Origin of the sequence: Peptoniphilus vaginalis, from assembly GCF_900176605.1 — a bacterium.
Classification (GTDB): domain Bacteria; phylum Bacillota; class Clostridia; order Tissierellales; family Peptoniphilaceae; genus Peptoniphilus_A; species Peptoniphilus_A vaginalis.
Genome location: NZ_FXLP01000005.1, coordinates 771,619 through 786,804, shown reverse-complemented (window position 1 = coordinate 786,804; position 15,186 = coordinate 771,619). Strand labels below are relative to the sequence as shown.

Sequence of the window (15,186 nt, the reverse complement as noted above, 5' to 3'; positions counted from 1 at the left end):
GTCCTAAGAAAGGAATTTAGAAGTATAACTTGCTTATTAAAATAGTAATTTTGAATTTTAATTACATAGTATGGACCAGTAATATAACTCTTTAAATGTATTTAAGATGAATTAATGAGAAATAATATAATGCATATTAATTCAAATAATATTTTTTAAAGATGATTTGTGAATGAAAATATAATTAAAAATTAAAATTTCAAATAAGATGTGTAGTATTAAAACTTGCAACAAAAAGGTGATGTTGCAGAATAGATGATTCTACTCTGCGACATCATTTTTTTATCAAATATTTAAGTTTAGCCATTATGTTTTTTGCTTTTAAGTTATTTTCTGGATAGATTTATCTTGTTTCATATAAAAATGGGTGCACTTAATAAAGCTGGCTTTAATGAATATTTTTTTCTTAAGCAGCTTTGTATTTTATGATTTCTAGGTTATTATTTTCTATTTTTGATGTCAGTTTATTTAAGTTTAGTGCTATTGATATGAGGCATATCTCACTTTTTATATTTTCTTTTCCTCTGTGGTGGAATCTGTTGTAGTTTAAGCCTGATTTTATTTTGGAGAATGCTCCTTCGGCTTGTATTGATCTATTTATTCTTTCTTCTATTCCTTGGTCGGATTTTATGTTTTTTAAGGATTCTTCTCTATATTTTTGAAATGTTTCTGATATGTAGATTCCTTTGGTTTTTTGTCCTTCTTTGTTCCAATCGAAGCATCTGTAGACTTTTGTTGTTGTTACGTATCCACTTTTTCTTTTTCTGTATCTGTCACTGCATCTTATGAATTCTTTGCCTTCTTGTGATGTGTATTTGTCTTGTCTTTCATCGTATTTTAAGCTTTTCTTAAATTCTTGCTCTTTTTTATATTTTCGTGTTTTTGACTTTTCATAGTTTGATGGTTTTATGTAGGATGTTAAATTATTTTCTGCTAGATATACATAGTTTTCTTCGCTTTCGTATCCTGCATCTGCTACTATCTTGTTTAGCTTGTTTGGATTTTTTTCTAGAAGGTCTTTTAAGAATGGTTTTAGGGTGTACATATCAGATGGATGGTGGGATATGTTTTCTCCTATGATGAAGCCTGATGCACTTGCTAATTGGATATTGTAGGCTGGTTTTAGTTGACCATTTTTCATGTGGTCTTCTTTCATTCTCATGAAGGTTGCATCATGGTCTGTTTTTGAGTAGGAGTTTCTGTTGTCTCCCATTATTTCTAGATGTTTCTTGTAGCTTTCTAGTTTTTCTTTCCATTCTTTTAAATGTTCATAGTCTCTTTGTTCTTTTGTTTTTCTTTTTCCTTTTCCATAAACGAATTTTATTTTTTTCTCTTTGCAGTATTTTCTCAATTGCTTAAAGATTGTTGTTACTGCTTGAAGTACTTGGCCTGGAATTAGACTTTTACTTAGTCCTAGTTCTTCTTTTATTTTTTCTATTAATTTTTCTTGCCATTTTTCTATACTTCCTCTCCATACAAAACTATATCTGTTGGCATAGGCTTCTATCTTTGTTCCATCTATATAGATGCTTGATAGGTCTATCTGTTTTTCTTCTATCAGTATTTGTACCATTTGATTTAGTAGTTCTGGTGTTAGTTCTTGTATTTTCTGTCTAAATCTATTTATTGTGCTATGGTCTGGTGGTTGTTCTGTATCGAGTAGGTACTTAATTCTTAAATCATATTTGCATGATTTTTCTATTTCTCTTGATGAAAATATTCCTTCTGAATAGCAGAATATTATTATTTGAAGCATTGTTACTGGATTTACAGTAGGTTTTCTTCCAAGTGATGAGTAGACTTTTTTTAGTTCTGATAGATTCATCCTTTCAATTATATTTTTTACAAGCCTTAGTTTAACATCATCTTTTATATATATTTCTGTATTAAAGTTTAATCTTAGTTGAATTGTATCATTAACTAGTGTATAGTTAGTTAATGATGATGTATTTTTAGCGGTTTTCATAAATACATTGTATCAAAAAAGACGAGGATTTTTATGTTTCCTCGTCTTTTTTCTATGATGGGACTTTTGCAACAGCCCCTTTTAATCCTCATTATTAATAATTGACTTAGAAGATTTTTTCTTCTTTTTACTTGGCTTGTTGCTGTTGTTTTCATTATTTGATGATTTCTTTTTTCTCTTCTTCTTCTTCTTGTCGCCATTATTATTATCGTTGTTGTTATTGTTATTGTTATTATTATTGTCCTTCTTCTTATCTTCTCTACTCTTTTCTTCAGAAGCTCTGTAGAAGCTGTACTTATTAACGTAGTGAGGCTTAGTTCCGTCAGCAAAGATTTCTCTTCTACCACCTGAATACTTAGTGTAGATACCTTCAGGTTCTTCGAACTTTTTGCTGTCAAGATCTTGGTGAACAGACCTCATAATTTGCTTCCAAAGATAAGCTGATTGAGTTGATCCAAAGGCAAGCTTTTGATTTTTGTCGTTACCAATCCAAACTGAACAAGTGTAGTAAGGAGTGTAACCAACAAACCAAACGTCCTTCTTGTCACTTGTTGTACCAGTCTTGCCGGCAACTTCTTGACCAGGGAAGGAGGCGTTCCTACCTGTACCACGTCTTACAACATCCTTTAACATATCTGTTAAGATGTAAGCATTTTGTGGAGTGGTAATTTCTCTCTCCTTAGGATTAACTTGGTAAATTACATCGCCAGTGTTTGATTCGATTTTTGTAATTACATAAGGGTTGGCGTACTTTCCTTCGTTGGCAATTGCAGTGAAGGCGCCAGCCATTTCAAAAGGACTTATTCCATAACTCATGCCGCCAAGTGTAAGAGGGGCATAGTCTATGTCATTCCATGTAGGGTTGTCCTTCTTCTCAACTATTGTAGAAACTCCAATTGATTTTAAAGTATCAACCATCTTACTAAGAGATTCTTCATCGTTATAGGCCTTAGAATAAGTTGAATTTTTATTTACTTTTGCATCCTTGTCGGCAGAAATATCTCTAGCAACTTGGTAGGCACCAACGTTTGATGATTGACGAAGAAGATTTCTTATAGTTGTCCAACCTTGATAGTAGTTGCCTGCGTTCTTAGGTGAGTGGCCAAATAATTTTTCTGGCATCTTTTGGTCTAGGTAAACATCCCCTGCAGTTGCTCCGTTGTTAAGAGCTGTAAGGTAAACTGAAATAGGCTTAATTGATGAACCAGGTTGTCTTGGAACAAGAGCCCTGTTTAAAAGTCTACCACCACTTACATTTCTACCGCCAACAAGGGCCTTAACTTCGTGAGTTTTTTGGTCGATGATGACAGATGCAACTTGTGGTTGGATAATTCCATTCTTGTCTGTGAAGCCACCATAATAATATTTTGGATTGGAAACAACTTCTTCAAGAGTCCTTTGCATATTTATATCCATTGGAGTATAAATTTTTAGACCTCCATTAAAGAGTTTGTTTGTAGCTTCTTCCTTTGAGTATCCAGATTCTTTTAAGATTTTTATAGCATTCTTTTGAACAACGTCTGTATAGAAAGAAGAAATTCCGCTTTCCTTACGAGAGCCAATGTTGATTTCAATTTTTTCATTTAAAGCCTTGTCGTGATCTTCTTTAGTAATTAGTCCTTGAGCGAGCATCCTCTTTAATACAAGTCTTTGTCTTTCTTGTGAAGTTTCATTAAAGACAGCCTTAACAGGGACTAACATGTCGTTTTGAATTTGAATTAAATCAAAGTTATCAATTTGTCCAAGTTCGTTTAAGTTCTTGGCAATTTTTATAATCCTGTCAGAGTTTGGCTCAGAGTTTTCACTTTTTGGAAGAAGAACAACTTCAATGTTTCCTAAGTCATCTGAGTCTTCTATATTTTTTGTGTTGTAAGGAGTGTACTTTTCTGGAAGGTTTGTTACACCAGCTATAAGGGCACACTCAGCAAGGTCAAGCTCTGATACGTCTTTGTTAAAGAAAGTTTTTGCAGCAGCTTGGACTCCAACAGTTCCCTTGGAGAAGCCTGCAGAGTTTAAGTAAGCTTCAAGGATTTGTTCCTTAGAAAGTTTTTCTTCTATTTGATAAGAATAGTAAATGTCAGTTATTTTTCTCATTACACTTTTTGAGAAGGAAGTGTATAAGTTTTTGGCAAGCTGCATTGTTATAGTTGATGCACCTTGTTCAAAAGACCTAGTTTTTAAGTCGTGAACTATGGCACCAGCGACTCTCTTGTAGTCAACGCCATTATGTTCAAAAAACCTCTCGTCTTCTATTGCCACTATGGCATTTACTAAGTTCTTAGGTATGTCCTCGTAGGGAACGAATTCGCTAAACTGATCAGAGATAAGTGATTCAATTAGCTTTCCATCACTTGAATAGATCCTAGAAGTTTCAGAAAGTTGTGATCTATATTCTGATGGATCTATCACAGGAGCTTTTTTAAAAATACCTAACACAATTGATGCGACAAGTGAGCCTAAAATAATAATTGCAGCCGCAACAATTAAGAGAAGTATTTTTATTACGCTTGAAAGTTTTATCATTCCACGAGGTTTATTGTTTCTATTGTCTTTCATAACAACCTCCTATTTTGTTATTATATCAGAATTCTTAGCATATAACTATAAATATAAATGAAAAAAACCTCGCCGCGAAGCGAGGTTCTTTCGAAGTTATTCTATTAATCATGAATTAAATTATTTGATTGCCTTTAAAATTCTTGGGGCAATAATAGCAGCTACTATAGCCTTTGCCATGTCAGGTATAATGAAAGGAATCATTCCAACAGAAAAAACTTTTGAAATGTCCATGGCATTACCCATGACAACATTTAAGATGTAGTACATGTATGGAAGTCCAATTGCATAGAAGATAACTTCTGCAAGAACTAAGACCACCATAATCTTTCCAAAGTTTTTTTCGCCGTGAGCAAACTTAGATATAAATGCAGCTCCAATTATAAAAGCAATTAAAAAACCAAAGCTTGGTTTTAATACAGATTGGACACCACCAGTGAAACCTGCAAAAATTGGCGCACCAATTAGGCCAAGTAGGACGTAAATAAAAACTGTAAGTCCTGCGTAAAAGGGTGTAAGTAAAAGTCCAGCCATAAATACAAAAAAGCTTTGTAATGTAAAGGGAACTGGTCCAATGGGAATAGAAATAAAAGCTCCCACTGCTATAAGTGCTACTAAGAGTGCTATCTTTGTTGTGTCTTTTGTTTGTATTTTCATTTTTAACCTCCAAAGATATCTTACACAATGTTTACCTAAGTGTCAATAAGGTTAACCTAATAATTTGTTGCAAGGCTTTATTTATCAATCTTAAGAAAATAATTAGTTGAAAGTGTTGGTCTTAAAATATATAATGAATACAATTTGTTAAATAGAGGTGTAAAAATGTTATTAGTAATAGATGTAGGAAATACTTCCATAACTTGGGGTGTCTTTAAGGGAGGAGAGCTGGTCAATGATTTTAGGACTTCCACTGTGAAAACTAGGACATCTGACGAGTATGGTCTTATCTTTATAAATACTCTTCTTCATGCCAACATAGATCCACAAGATATTGAAGATGTTATTATTTCTTCAGTTGTGCCAAACCTTATGCACACACTTCCTTCCATGATTATAAAATACTTTAACAAGAGCCCAATGGTCGTAAGCACAGACCTTGAACTTGGACTTAATATTAAATACGACAATCCAAAACAAGTTGGGGCAGATAGAATTGTAAATGCTGTTGGGGCTATAGAACTTTATGGCGAGCAATCAATTATAGTTGACATTGGAACTGCTATGACTTTTTGTGTTGTAGATAAAGAAAGAAATTATCTTGGTGGACTTATTATGCCGGGTATTGGGATTTCTGCTGAAGCTCTTTTTATGATGACATCAAAGCTTCCTAAGATAGAAATAATTGCTCCAAAAAAAGTTATTCAAGCTGATACAGTTGGTGCAATGCAAGCAGGACTTTATTACGGCTACACTGAAATGATTGATGGAATTGTTGCAAAGCTACTAAAGGAATTAAATTGGAAGGAAGAAGACACTAATATTATTTCAACTGGTGGCTTCTCCACAATGTTAACTAAGGATTCAAAATATAATTTTATTATTAACAAGTTTTTGACACTTGAAGGTTTAAAAATTATTTATGAAAAGAACAACAAACTTGAAGGAATAGATTGAGAGTGATTTTTTGTTAAAGATTTTAGCTCCCATGGCAGGTTATACAGACATAGCCTTTAGGGAAGTGGCTACTGAAAAGGGTGCAGACATAACTGTAACTGAAATGGTGTCGGCCATGGCACTTGTATATGAAAACAAAAAAACTATAGACCTCTTGGACATATCTCCCAAAGAAAAGAAAGTTGCAGTCCAAATTTTTGGCAGCGACCCAGATGTCATGGGCGAAGCTGCAAGAATTTTAAATGATTACGACTTTTCTTATGTAGATATAAATATGGGCTGTCCTGCACCAAAGATTGTAAAAAATAATTCAGGATCCCATCTTCTAAGTGACCCATCATTGGTCTACGACATTGTAAAGTCTGTCGTAAAAAATTCTAACAAGCCTGTCACTGCAAAGGTCCGCAAGGGAATAGGTGGAAGGTCTTCTATGAAGGCCATAAAAAACATTGAGGCTGCAGGGGCAAGCTTTGTCACAGTTCATGGAAGAACTAGAGAAGAATACTACACAGGCAAGGCTGACTGGGACTTCATAAAAGAAGTAAAGGAAAGTGTAAAAATTCCTGTCATTGGAAATGGAGACGTTGATAGTCCAGAAGATGCCATAGAAAAAATAAACTACTCCAAGGTTGATGGACTAGCAATAGGTCGTGGCGCAATAGGTAATCCTTATATCTTTAATCAAATCGAAGAACTTATAAAGACTGGCGACTACTATAAGCCAAGCAACAAAGAAAAATTACTTTTAATGGTTGACGAGCTTGAAAGAAAAATTTCTTACAAGGGAGAGAAGCTTGGCATACTTGAAATGAGAAAGGTCTATGCAGAATATTTTAAGGGAATGAAGGACTCCAAAGAAGTTAGAAACAAGTTAAACAACTTAAGGGACAAGGAAGAAATTTTAAAAATTATAAGTGACTATATAGAAAAAATTTAAATTTTTAAACTCTGTAAGCTTTGCAGAGTTTATTTTTTTTATAAATTTTAATAAAATTGATGAAAGTCTTATAGGCACTTAATCTTCTTGACATTTAGCAGCCTATAAATTATAATGGCTTAGATTAAAAGGTTTTGTGAAAGGCGGCTGACGCCTTATTTTTTATATAATTGAGGGAGAGAGAGTTTTGGAAAAAGATATATTTTTTACACCGGAAGGTTTAGAAAAAATCGAAAATGAAATTGAGTATTTAAAAACAGTTAGAAGAAAAGAAGTTTCTGAAAGAATTAAGGTAGCTCTTGGCTATGGTGACCTTTCTGAAAACTCTGAGTATGACGAAGCTAAAAACGAACAAGCACAAGTTGAAGAAAGAATAGCTAAGCTTGAAATGATGGTTCGTAATGCTAAAATCATAGATGAAAAAGATTTAAATACTGATGTTGTTAACATAGGATCCAACGTAAAAGTTAGAGAACTTGACACAATGGAAGAAGACGAGTACACAATTGTTGGTTCAGCAGAAGCAGATCCACTTGAAGGAAAAATTTCTAACGAATCACCAGTTGGTTCAAAACTTATTGGCAACCGTGTTGGCGATGTAGTTGAAGTTGAAGTTCCAGATGGAATTATCAAGTATGAAATTTGTGGAATAACAATTTAGGAGGCAGTTTGTGAAGAAAACAGAAGATGCAAATCTAAATGAAATGCTTTTGTTAAAGAGACAAAAGCTTGATGAATTAAAAAAAGAAGGCAAGGACCCCTTTGTCAACGAAACTTATGATGTAACTGCACATTCAGTGGGAATCAAAGAAGAATTCAACGAAGCAGATGAAAGAGAAGTTTCTATTGCTGGACGTATTATGAGCAAGAGACGTCACGGAAAAATTTGCTTCCTAGACCTTAGAGATTCAGAAGGCAACATCCAAGTTTTCGCAAGGAAGGATGTCCTTGAAGACAAGTACGAAGATGTTAAGGGCATTGACATTGGAGATATTGTTGGTGTTAAGGGAATTGTATTTAAGACAGAAGCTGGAGAAATCACAGTTCGTGCAACTGACATAACTCTACTTTCAAAGTCCCTACAAATTCTTCCAGAAAAATTCCACGGACTTAAAGACCCAGACCTAAGATACAGACAAAGATATGTTGACTTAATTGTAAATCCTGAAGTTAAGGATGTATTTATTAAGAGAAATAAAATTATCAAGAAGATTAGAGAATTCTTAGACAACAAAGACTTCCTAGAAGTTGAAACACCAATCCTTGGCACTGTAGCAGGTGGAGCAAACGCAAGACCTTTCTACACTCACCACAATACTCTTGACATTGATATGCAACTTAGAATTGCCAATGAATTATTCCTAAAGAGACTAATTGTTGGTGGCTTCGACAAGGTTTATGAAATGGGCAAGATGTTTAGAAACGAAGGAATGGATACAAGACACAATCCAGAATTTACAAACATCGAGCTTTACCAAGCCTATGTTGACTACGAAGAAATGATGAGGATTACTGAAGACCTATTTGAATACGTAGCTCTTGAAGTTCTTGGAACAGATACAATTAACTACCAAGGAACAGAAATTTGCCTAAAGGCACCTTGGAAGAGAATTACCATGATTGATGCAGTTAAAAAATATGCTGACGTTGACTTTAACGAAATTGATACAGACGAAAAGGCAAGAGAAATTGCAAGAGAAAAGGGCATCGAAGTTCATGAAAAGGACACTTGGGGGAAAATTCTTTCAGAAATGTTTGAAGAATTCTGTGAAGAGCACCTTGTTGAACCAACTTTTGTAATTGGTCACCCAGTAGATGTTTCTCCACTTGCAAAGAGAAACCCTAAAGACCCAAGACTTACACAAAGATTTGAAGCCTTCATTAACACTTGGGAATTTGCAAATGCCTTTTCAGAACTTAATGATCCAATAGATCAAAGACAAAGATTTGAAGCTCAAGTTGCAGAAAAGGCAGCAGGAGATGACGAAGCTCACCCAATGGATTCAGACTTCATCAACGCAATTGAGGTTGGTCTACCTCCAACAGGTGGACTTGGTATTGGTGTTGACAGGATGATTGTCCTTCTAACAGACCAGCCAAGCATTAGAGACGTACTTCTATTCCCAACAATGAAACCACTTGGAGCTGAAGTTGCTGAAATTAAAGCTAACAAGGCTGCAGATGAAAAGGCAAGTGTAAAGATTGACATGTCAAAGGTAAAGGTTGAACCTCTATTTGAAGATATGGTTGATTTTGATACCTTCTCAAAATCTGACTTCAGAGTTGTAAAGGTTAAGAACTGTGAAGAAGTTCCAAAGTCAAAAAAACTTCTCAAGTTCACACTTGATGATGGATCAGGTCAAGACAGAACAATCCTATCAGGAATCAAAAACTTCTACGAAGCAGAAGAATTAATTGGCAAGACTCTTGTTGCAATAACAAACCTTCCACCAAGAAAGATGATGGGTGAAGAATCTTGCGGTATGCTTCTTTCAGCAGTATGCGACTATGATGGAGAAGAATTATTAAATCTTGTAATGCTAGAGGACAAAATCCCAGCAGGTGCAAAATTATATTAAAAGAATACGCTAATTATTAAACTGGGGTTTGTTATGAATCCCAGTTTAATTTTTATAATGGATTAATGGAATTATTAAGCAATACAATAAAATCAATTTAAAGAGAAAAATATTAGATAATAACTGGCGATAGAAATTAAAAATGCTATCGTCTTTTTTTATACTCAAAATTAGGAAATTAAGGGGGTTGAAAAAAATTTTTATTGGTGGTATTATTAAATCGATAAGTACACATAAGTACACTTTTGAAACAGGAGGTGCAATATCAATATTATAATAAATACCGATTCTAGCGAACCGATTTATGAACAAATCGAAAATCAGATAAAAAAACAAATTATGAATGAAGATTTGAAAACTGGAGATTCTATACCATCTATGAGAGTATTGGCTAGAAATCTTAAGGTAGCTGTAATTACAGTTCAAAAGGCTTATGAAAATTTACAAAAAGATGGATTTATTGAAACTATTCATGGCAAAGGCAGTTTTATATCAGCAAGGAATATTGAATTACAAAAAATAGAAACATATAAAGAAGTGGAAGATTTAGCTAAGAAAATTGTCAAGAGCATACAATCAAGTTCTATTTCAATAGATGACTTAATAGATTTAATAAAAAAGATATATGAGGAGGGACAATGATGGATTCTTATGAAAATGAATTAGCATTAAAGGTATCTGGATTAAATAAAAATAATAAAACAAATGATTTTTCTTTGAAAAATATAAATATTGAAGTACCTTATGGTTCTATTGTAGGAAATATAGGAAGAAATGGAGCAGGGAAAAGCACTACTATTTCTTGTATTCTTGGAATGTTTCAAAAAGATGAGGGAAAAGTAGAGATATTTGGTACTGAATATTGTAATCAAATAGATATTAAAAAACACATAGGTCTTGTTTTAGATGATCCAAACTTTTCATTATTATTAACTCCTAATGAGATAAATGAGGTAATGAAATTTAATTATAGTAATTGGGAAGAAGATAGTTTTAAAAATTATTTGAATCAATTTAATTTACCAATAGACAAGAAAACTAAGCAATTTTCATTTGGAATGAAGAAAAAGTTATCGTTGGCTATAGCATTGTCTCACGAAACAAAACTTCTCATATTAGATGAAATTACTTCAGGGTTAGATCCAGTAAGTAGAGATGAAATTTTATGTATATTATTAGAATTCATAGAAAATCCAGAACACTCGGTATATATATCATCACACATTACAACAGATTTGGAAAAAATAGCTGACTATATAGTTTTCATGGATGATGGTAGGGTTGTGTTAAGTGAAGAAAAGGACGAATTATTATATAATTATGGGATACTTCGTTGTACTGATACAGAACTAGAAAAAGTGGAAAAAACGGATATCATTTCGTACAGGAAAGAATTTGGAAGGGTAGATATTTTAGTAAAAGATATATCTAAGATAAAGAATAAGTATAAAGAATTTGTTGTGAATAAACCAAATTTTGATGAAATGTTATTAATATTAACAGGAAAGGAGGACTAATAAATGAAAGGGTTGATGTTAGAAATATATTATAAAAACATTAAAAATTTTTATATAATGAATGCGTTTTTAATTCTAGTATGGATTCTAATAAATTTATTTGCTGACATACAAATGATTGTTTTTGCGTATTTTGCAGCAGTAATCTTCACTAACAGTTTATTGGTCCTTTTATCTCAAAGAATAGATTATGATTTAAAATTATACAAATATGAATTCATGCTACCAATAAAAAGTAAAAATATAGTCTTATCAAAATATATAATTCAAGTAGTTATAATTCTCTTTTCTATATTGATGTTGATTATTTTGAATTATATATCAATTTATCTAGGTAAGAATTATTTTGATTATGGATCGTCTGACTTAATAACTTTGTTAAATGTCCTATTAGCTCTTATATTACAATTAGTATCAATCTTCTACTTAGCCTTGTACTTTATTGATTTAGAGAAAGGTGACTTGTGGATAGTTTTAGGCTTGATTGGGTCTATAATGCTAGTATCAATAGAAATATTTGCAGTAAATAGGCTTGGATTTTCTAAGTCAGATGGAAATATTGTACTTTGTATAATATACTTGGTAATATTTTCAATGTCTTTTGCATTGAACTCAAAGAAAATGGAAAATCTAAAGTTAGACATTTAGGATAAATGATAGATATAGAATTAATAAGTGTAATAAGTGATTATAATAAGATTCAGATCTGCTAGGATTAAAATATAGTCTTGTAGTATGGAGATAAAAACTTATTAAGTAGAAAAATATTAAAACATGGATATCTTAGGCGATAGAAATTAAAAAACTCTATCGTTTTTTTTTAATACAAGAAAGGAGTTTTGCATGAAAAAACTAAAACAAATAAGACAAGAGTCAAAAGAAATAAAAGATAAAATTGACGATACAGAAGAAAGATTAAGGCAACTAAAAAACCAAGAAAAGAAAATATTAAAACAAGACATAATAAAAAGAAGAAAAGAAAGAACTCATAGACTCATAACAAGAAGAAAAGAAAGAACTCATAGACTCATAACAAGAAGAAAAGAAAGAACTCATAGACTCATAACAAGAAGAAAAGAAAGAACTCATAGACTCATAACAAGAAGAAAAGAAAGAACTCATAGACTCATAACAAGAAGACCAATCTTAGAAAGCCTTATAGAAAATGCAGAAGAACTAACAGATGAAGAAATAAAAATCCTACTAGAAAAAGCAAAAAAGACAAAAGAATTTAAAGAAACACTAAAAATAATGAGCGAAAATTAAAAAAAAAATAAACAGGAAGATTTTTAAAATGAGCATACTGCATAACTTATTTTGTTTAAAATTTTTAAGAAATATCTGAAAGAATACTTAGGAGAAAGCAAGATCTTAAATATATCTCAATGGAAATCGTAATTTGCCACTATGAAGAAAGAGAAAATAACCTTTACAATCAAATATTAGGGATATGAGAAGAAGTTGAACAAACAGAAAAAGTTAAGACTTGCATAGAGCTGTTACAGGAACAAGAAAAACGACTATCACAGGTAAAACAGAACGAGTTAGACCAATAAAAACAAAAGTGAAATATTTATAACTTAAGCATTGATATCCGGTTTTTTGTGTGATATATTTATAACATCAAGTTAGAAATATATCACTTTAAATTATACGTAAGGAGAATTTGACATGAAAAACAAAGTATCTATACGAGAAGTTGTTGCAACAAAAATTATTATTGCAATTTTAATTGCGGGATATTATTGGTTGTGGAGCAGAAGCGACTATCAGCCTGAATACCAACAGTTTTCAAGCTATTGGGGTTTTATTCTATTTTTGATGCTGATAGTGCATTATTTTAGAGTAAAAAAGTATAAGAAAGAATACTTTGATGAATTTGCGGAAAAAAATCTACACAGATGTGATTCAATATGCTTAAAAATTTTTTGCGTGTTAATAGTTATTATAGCGTATTTAGGAGGGATTTTAGGTCATGTAAACGGAATTTCAACAGCGTTGATGGGATGGCTAATTATTGGAACAGTAATTACAATTACAATACTTCGTACGATTATGTTTATAATTATGGATTCTAAAGGGGTATAATTGTGGCACTAATAACAAAAGTTAAGGAATATAGAGAAAAGGAAAAATATAAACAATCTGAACTTGCGGAAATGGTAAATGCCAGAAGAGAAACTATTGTACATCTTGAAAATGGAAAATATAATCCGTCATTAAAATTAGCTATGGATATTGCAAAAGTGTTTGATGTTAGCGTAGAAGATTTATTTGAATTTACAGATGATTGAGGCACACAATTTAATTTAGGAAATATAATATGCAATTCACAGGATTGCAATGGGACGATCTAGATTTTGATAATGGTCTTATAAATGTAAATAGGACTTTGGTATATTATAGTAAAGGTAAGGGATTAAACAATAGATATGCTATTAATACACCGAAGATAGAATCAGGTAAGCGAAGTATTCCTATGGTTAAAAAAGTGAAAGATGCTTTTATTATGGAAAGAGAGTTACAAAAGACTTTTGGAATCAAATGGTGTGATTCAATCGATGGGTATAAAGATTTTGTATTTTTAAATAGATTTGGAAAGGTTCACAATAATGGAACACTTAATAAAGCTTTAAGAAGAATTATTAGAGATTGCAATTTAAGTATAATGGATAAAAATAAATCGAACTCTAATGATATTCTATTAGTTCCACACTTAAGCAACCACATTTTTAGACATACCTTTACTACAAGGCTTAACGAACAAAATATAAATACAAAAGCAATGCAGTCTATTCTAGGTCATTCTGATATTAGTACAACAATGGATATATACGTAGATGCAACAGAAGACTTTAAGATAGAACAGATGGGAGAATTTGAAAAAGCAATGAAATTTATATTTTAGAATTTACGACAGCTTACGACAAATTTACGACAATTTGCTAGAAATCTATGGGCACTTATAGAGAGTTAGCAAATTGTCGTAAATGGAGAAGTACCATAAAATAGACTTTTATAGAGATTTAGACAATTATCTAAGGTAAAGGGGATTTTCCCAACAATGAAACCACTTGGAGCTGAAGTTGCTGAAATTAAAGCTAACAAGGCTGCAGATGAAAAGGCAAGTGTAAAGATTGACATGTCAAAGGTAAAGGTTGAACCTCTATTTGAAGATATGGTTGATTTTGATACCTTCTCAAAATCTGACTTCAGAGTTGTAAAGGTTAAGAACTGTGAAGAAGTTCCAAAGTCAAAAAAACTTCTCAAGTTCACACTTGATGATGGATCAGGTCAAGACAGAACAATCCTATCAGGAATCAAAAACTTCTACGAAGCAGAAGAATTAATTGGCAAGACTCTTGTTGCAATAACAAACCTTCCACCAAGAAAGATGATGGGTGAAGAATCTTGCGGTATGCTTCTTTCAGCAGTATGCGACTATGATGGAGAAGAATTATTAAATCTTGTAATGCTAGAGGACAAAATCCCAGCAGGTGCAAAATTATATTAAAAGAATACGCTAATTATTAAACTGGGGTTTGTTATGAATCCCAGTTTAATTTTTATAGGTATTTATGAGATGAATAATTAAAATAATTTTATTACCAGTAAGATTAGTATTGAGCTTGCTCATAGCTTTTTTGATTTTTATATTAAACTTGATACTACATTATTAAACGTAGTTTCTACTTTAGACCTATATAACACTTCAGAAACAAGATCAAATCAAAAATCTTTTGGTCTAAATTACCAAAAAACTGGCAAGGAACTTATGAGCCAAGATGAAATAACTGTAATGGATGGTGGTAAGTGTATTTACCAACTAAGGGGAGTAAGACCTTTCTTGTCTGATAAATTTGATATTACAAAACATAAAAATTACAAGTTAATTGAAGATTATGATAAAAAGAATTTGTTTGATGTTGAAGATTTTTTTGAAAAATAGGGATAAAGCTAAATCAACTCCAAAATCTAAGGTATTAAAAATAAAAATATAAAAAACTAATTATAAGA

12 protein-coding genes and 5 pseudogenes are annotated in these 15,186 nt (G+C 32.0%); 14 read left to right on the top strand and 3 right to left on the bottom strand.

The genetic code is table 11. The features are described 5' to 3' along the window. Window positions 1-406: 406 nt before the first annotated feature. The 3 genes from CAN42_RS08490 to CAN42_RS08480 form a co-directional block, all read right to left on the bottom strand. A complete protein-coding gene (locus CAN42_RS08490; protein WP_085875246.1) occupies window positions 407-1,966 on the bottom strand; it encodes an IS1182 family transposase in 1,560 nt (519 codons plus the stop codon). 81 nt (window positions 1,967-2,047) lie between these two features. Beyond that, a complete protein-coding gene (locus CAN42_RS08485) occupies window positions 2,048-4,522 on the bottom strand; it encodes a transglycosylase domain-containing protein (RefSeq protein WP_085876317.1) in 2,475 nt (824 codons plus the stop codon). A gap of 120 nt (window positions 4,523-4,642) precedes the next feature. Continuing rightward, window positions 4,643-5,179, bottom strand: coding sequence for a biotin transporter BioY (locus CAN42_RS08480; RefSeq protein WP_085876316.1), 537 nt, complete (start codon window positions 5,177-5,179; stop codon window positions 4,643-4,645). A 165-nt stretch (window positions 5,180-5,344) separates the two neighbouring features. Between CAN42_RS08480 and CAN42_RS08475 the strand changes: the two genes are divergently transcribed. The 14 genes and pseudogenes from CAN42_RS08475 to CAN42_RS08415 all read left to right on the top strand — a co-directional run. Continuing rightward, window positions 5,345-6,136: a type III pantothenate kinase gene (locus tag CAN42_RS08475; RefSeq protein ID WP_062571799.1), complete on the top strand. Its 792-nt coding sequence runs from the start codon at window positions 5,345-5,347 to the stop codon at window positions 6,134-6,136. Between the two features lie 10 nt (window positions 6,137-6,146). Continuing rightward, window positions 6,147-7,073: a tRNA dihydrouridine synthase DusB gene (dusB, locus tag CAN42_RS08470; RefSeq protein ID WP_085876315.1), complete on the top strand. Its 927-nt coding sequence runs from the start codon at window positions 6,147-6,149 to the stop codon at window positions 7,071-7,073. A 187-nt stretch (window positions 7,074-7,260) separates the two neighbouring features. Beyond that, window positions 7,261-7,734 carry a transcription elongation factor GreA gene (gene greA / locus CAN42_RS08465; protein WP_005958008.1) on the top strand — a complete coding sequence of 158 codons (474 nt, stop codon included), beginning with the start codon at window positions 7,261-7,263 and terminating at the stop codon, window positions 7,732-7,734. Window positions 7,735-7,777: 43 nt separating this feature from the next. After that, window positions 7,778-9,652, top strand: a complete 1,875-nt coding sequence (gene lysS / locus CAN42_RS08460) for a lysine--tRNA ligase (protein ID WP_167627569.1) — start codon at window positions 7,778-7,780, stop codon at window positions 9,650-9,652. A gap of 264 nt (window positions 9,653-9,916) precedes the next feature. Then, on the top strand, window positions 9,917-10,294 hold the full coding sequence (locus CAN42_RS08455) for a GntR family transcriptional regulator (RefSeq protein WP_074017833.1): 378 nt from the start codon (window positions 9,917-9,919) through the stop codon (window positions 10,292-10,294). After that, the gene (locus CAN42_RS08450; protein ID WP_085876313.1) at window positions 10,291-11,169 is read left to right on the top strand and encodes an ABC transporter ATP-binding protein; all 879 of its coding nucleotides are present in this window, start codon (window positions 10,291-10,293) and stop codon (window positions 11,167-11,169) included. Before CAN42_RS08455 ends, CAN42_RS08450 begins: the two co-directional genes overlap by 4 nt. 3 nt (window positions 11,170-11,172) lie before the next feature. Continuing rightward, window positions 11,173-11,817, top strand: a complete 645-nt coding sequence (locus CAN42_RS08445) for an ABC-2 transporter permease (RefSeq protein ID WP_085876312.1) — start codon at window positions 11,173-11,175, stop codon at window positions 11,815-11,817. A 195-nt stretch (window positions 11,818-12,012) separates the two neighbouring features. Continuing rightward, a pseudogene (locus CAN42_RS09270) lies at window positions 12,013-12,162 on the top strand (DUF3847 domain-containing protein); the annotation flags it as partial. A gap of 108 nt (window positions 12,163-12,270) precedes the next feature. After that, window positions 12,271-12,435 (top strand): annotated as a pseudogene (locus CAN42_RS09265) (DUF3847 domain-containing protein); the annotation flags it as partial. A gap of 405 nt (window positions 12,436-12,840) precedes the next feature. Next, on the top strand, window positions 12,841-13,257 hold the full coding sequence (locus CAN42_RS08435) for a hypothetical protein (protein WP_085876310.1): 417 nt from the start codon (window positions 12,841-12,843) through the stop codon (window positions 13,255-13,257). Window positions 13,258-13,259: 2 nt separating this feature from the next. Then, window positions 13,260-13,463: a helix-turn-helix transcriptional regulator gene (locus tag CAN42_RS08430; RefSeq protein ID WP_085876309.1), complete on the top strand. Its 204-nt coding sequence runs from the start codon at window positions 13,260-13,262 to the stop codon at window positions 13,461-13,463. 32 nt (window positions 13,464-13,495) lie between these two features. Continuing rightward, window positions 13,496-14,077: pseudogene (locus CAN42_RS08425) on the top strand (site-specific integrase); the annotation flags it as partial. Window positions 14,078-14,221: 144 nt separating this feature from the next. After that, window positions 14,222-14,683: pseudogene (locus tag CAN42_RS08420) on the top strand (lysine--tRNA ligase); the annotation flags it as partial. 177 nt (window positions 14,684-14,860) lie between these two features. After that, window positions 14,861-15,118 (top strand): annotated as a pseudogene (locus CAN42_RS08415) (VirD4-like conjugal transfer protein, CD1115 family); the annotation flags it as partial. Window positions 15,119-15,186: the final 68 nt, after the last annotated feature.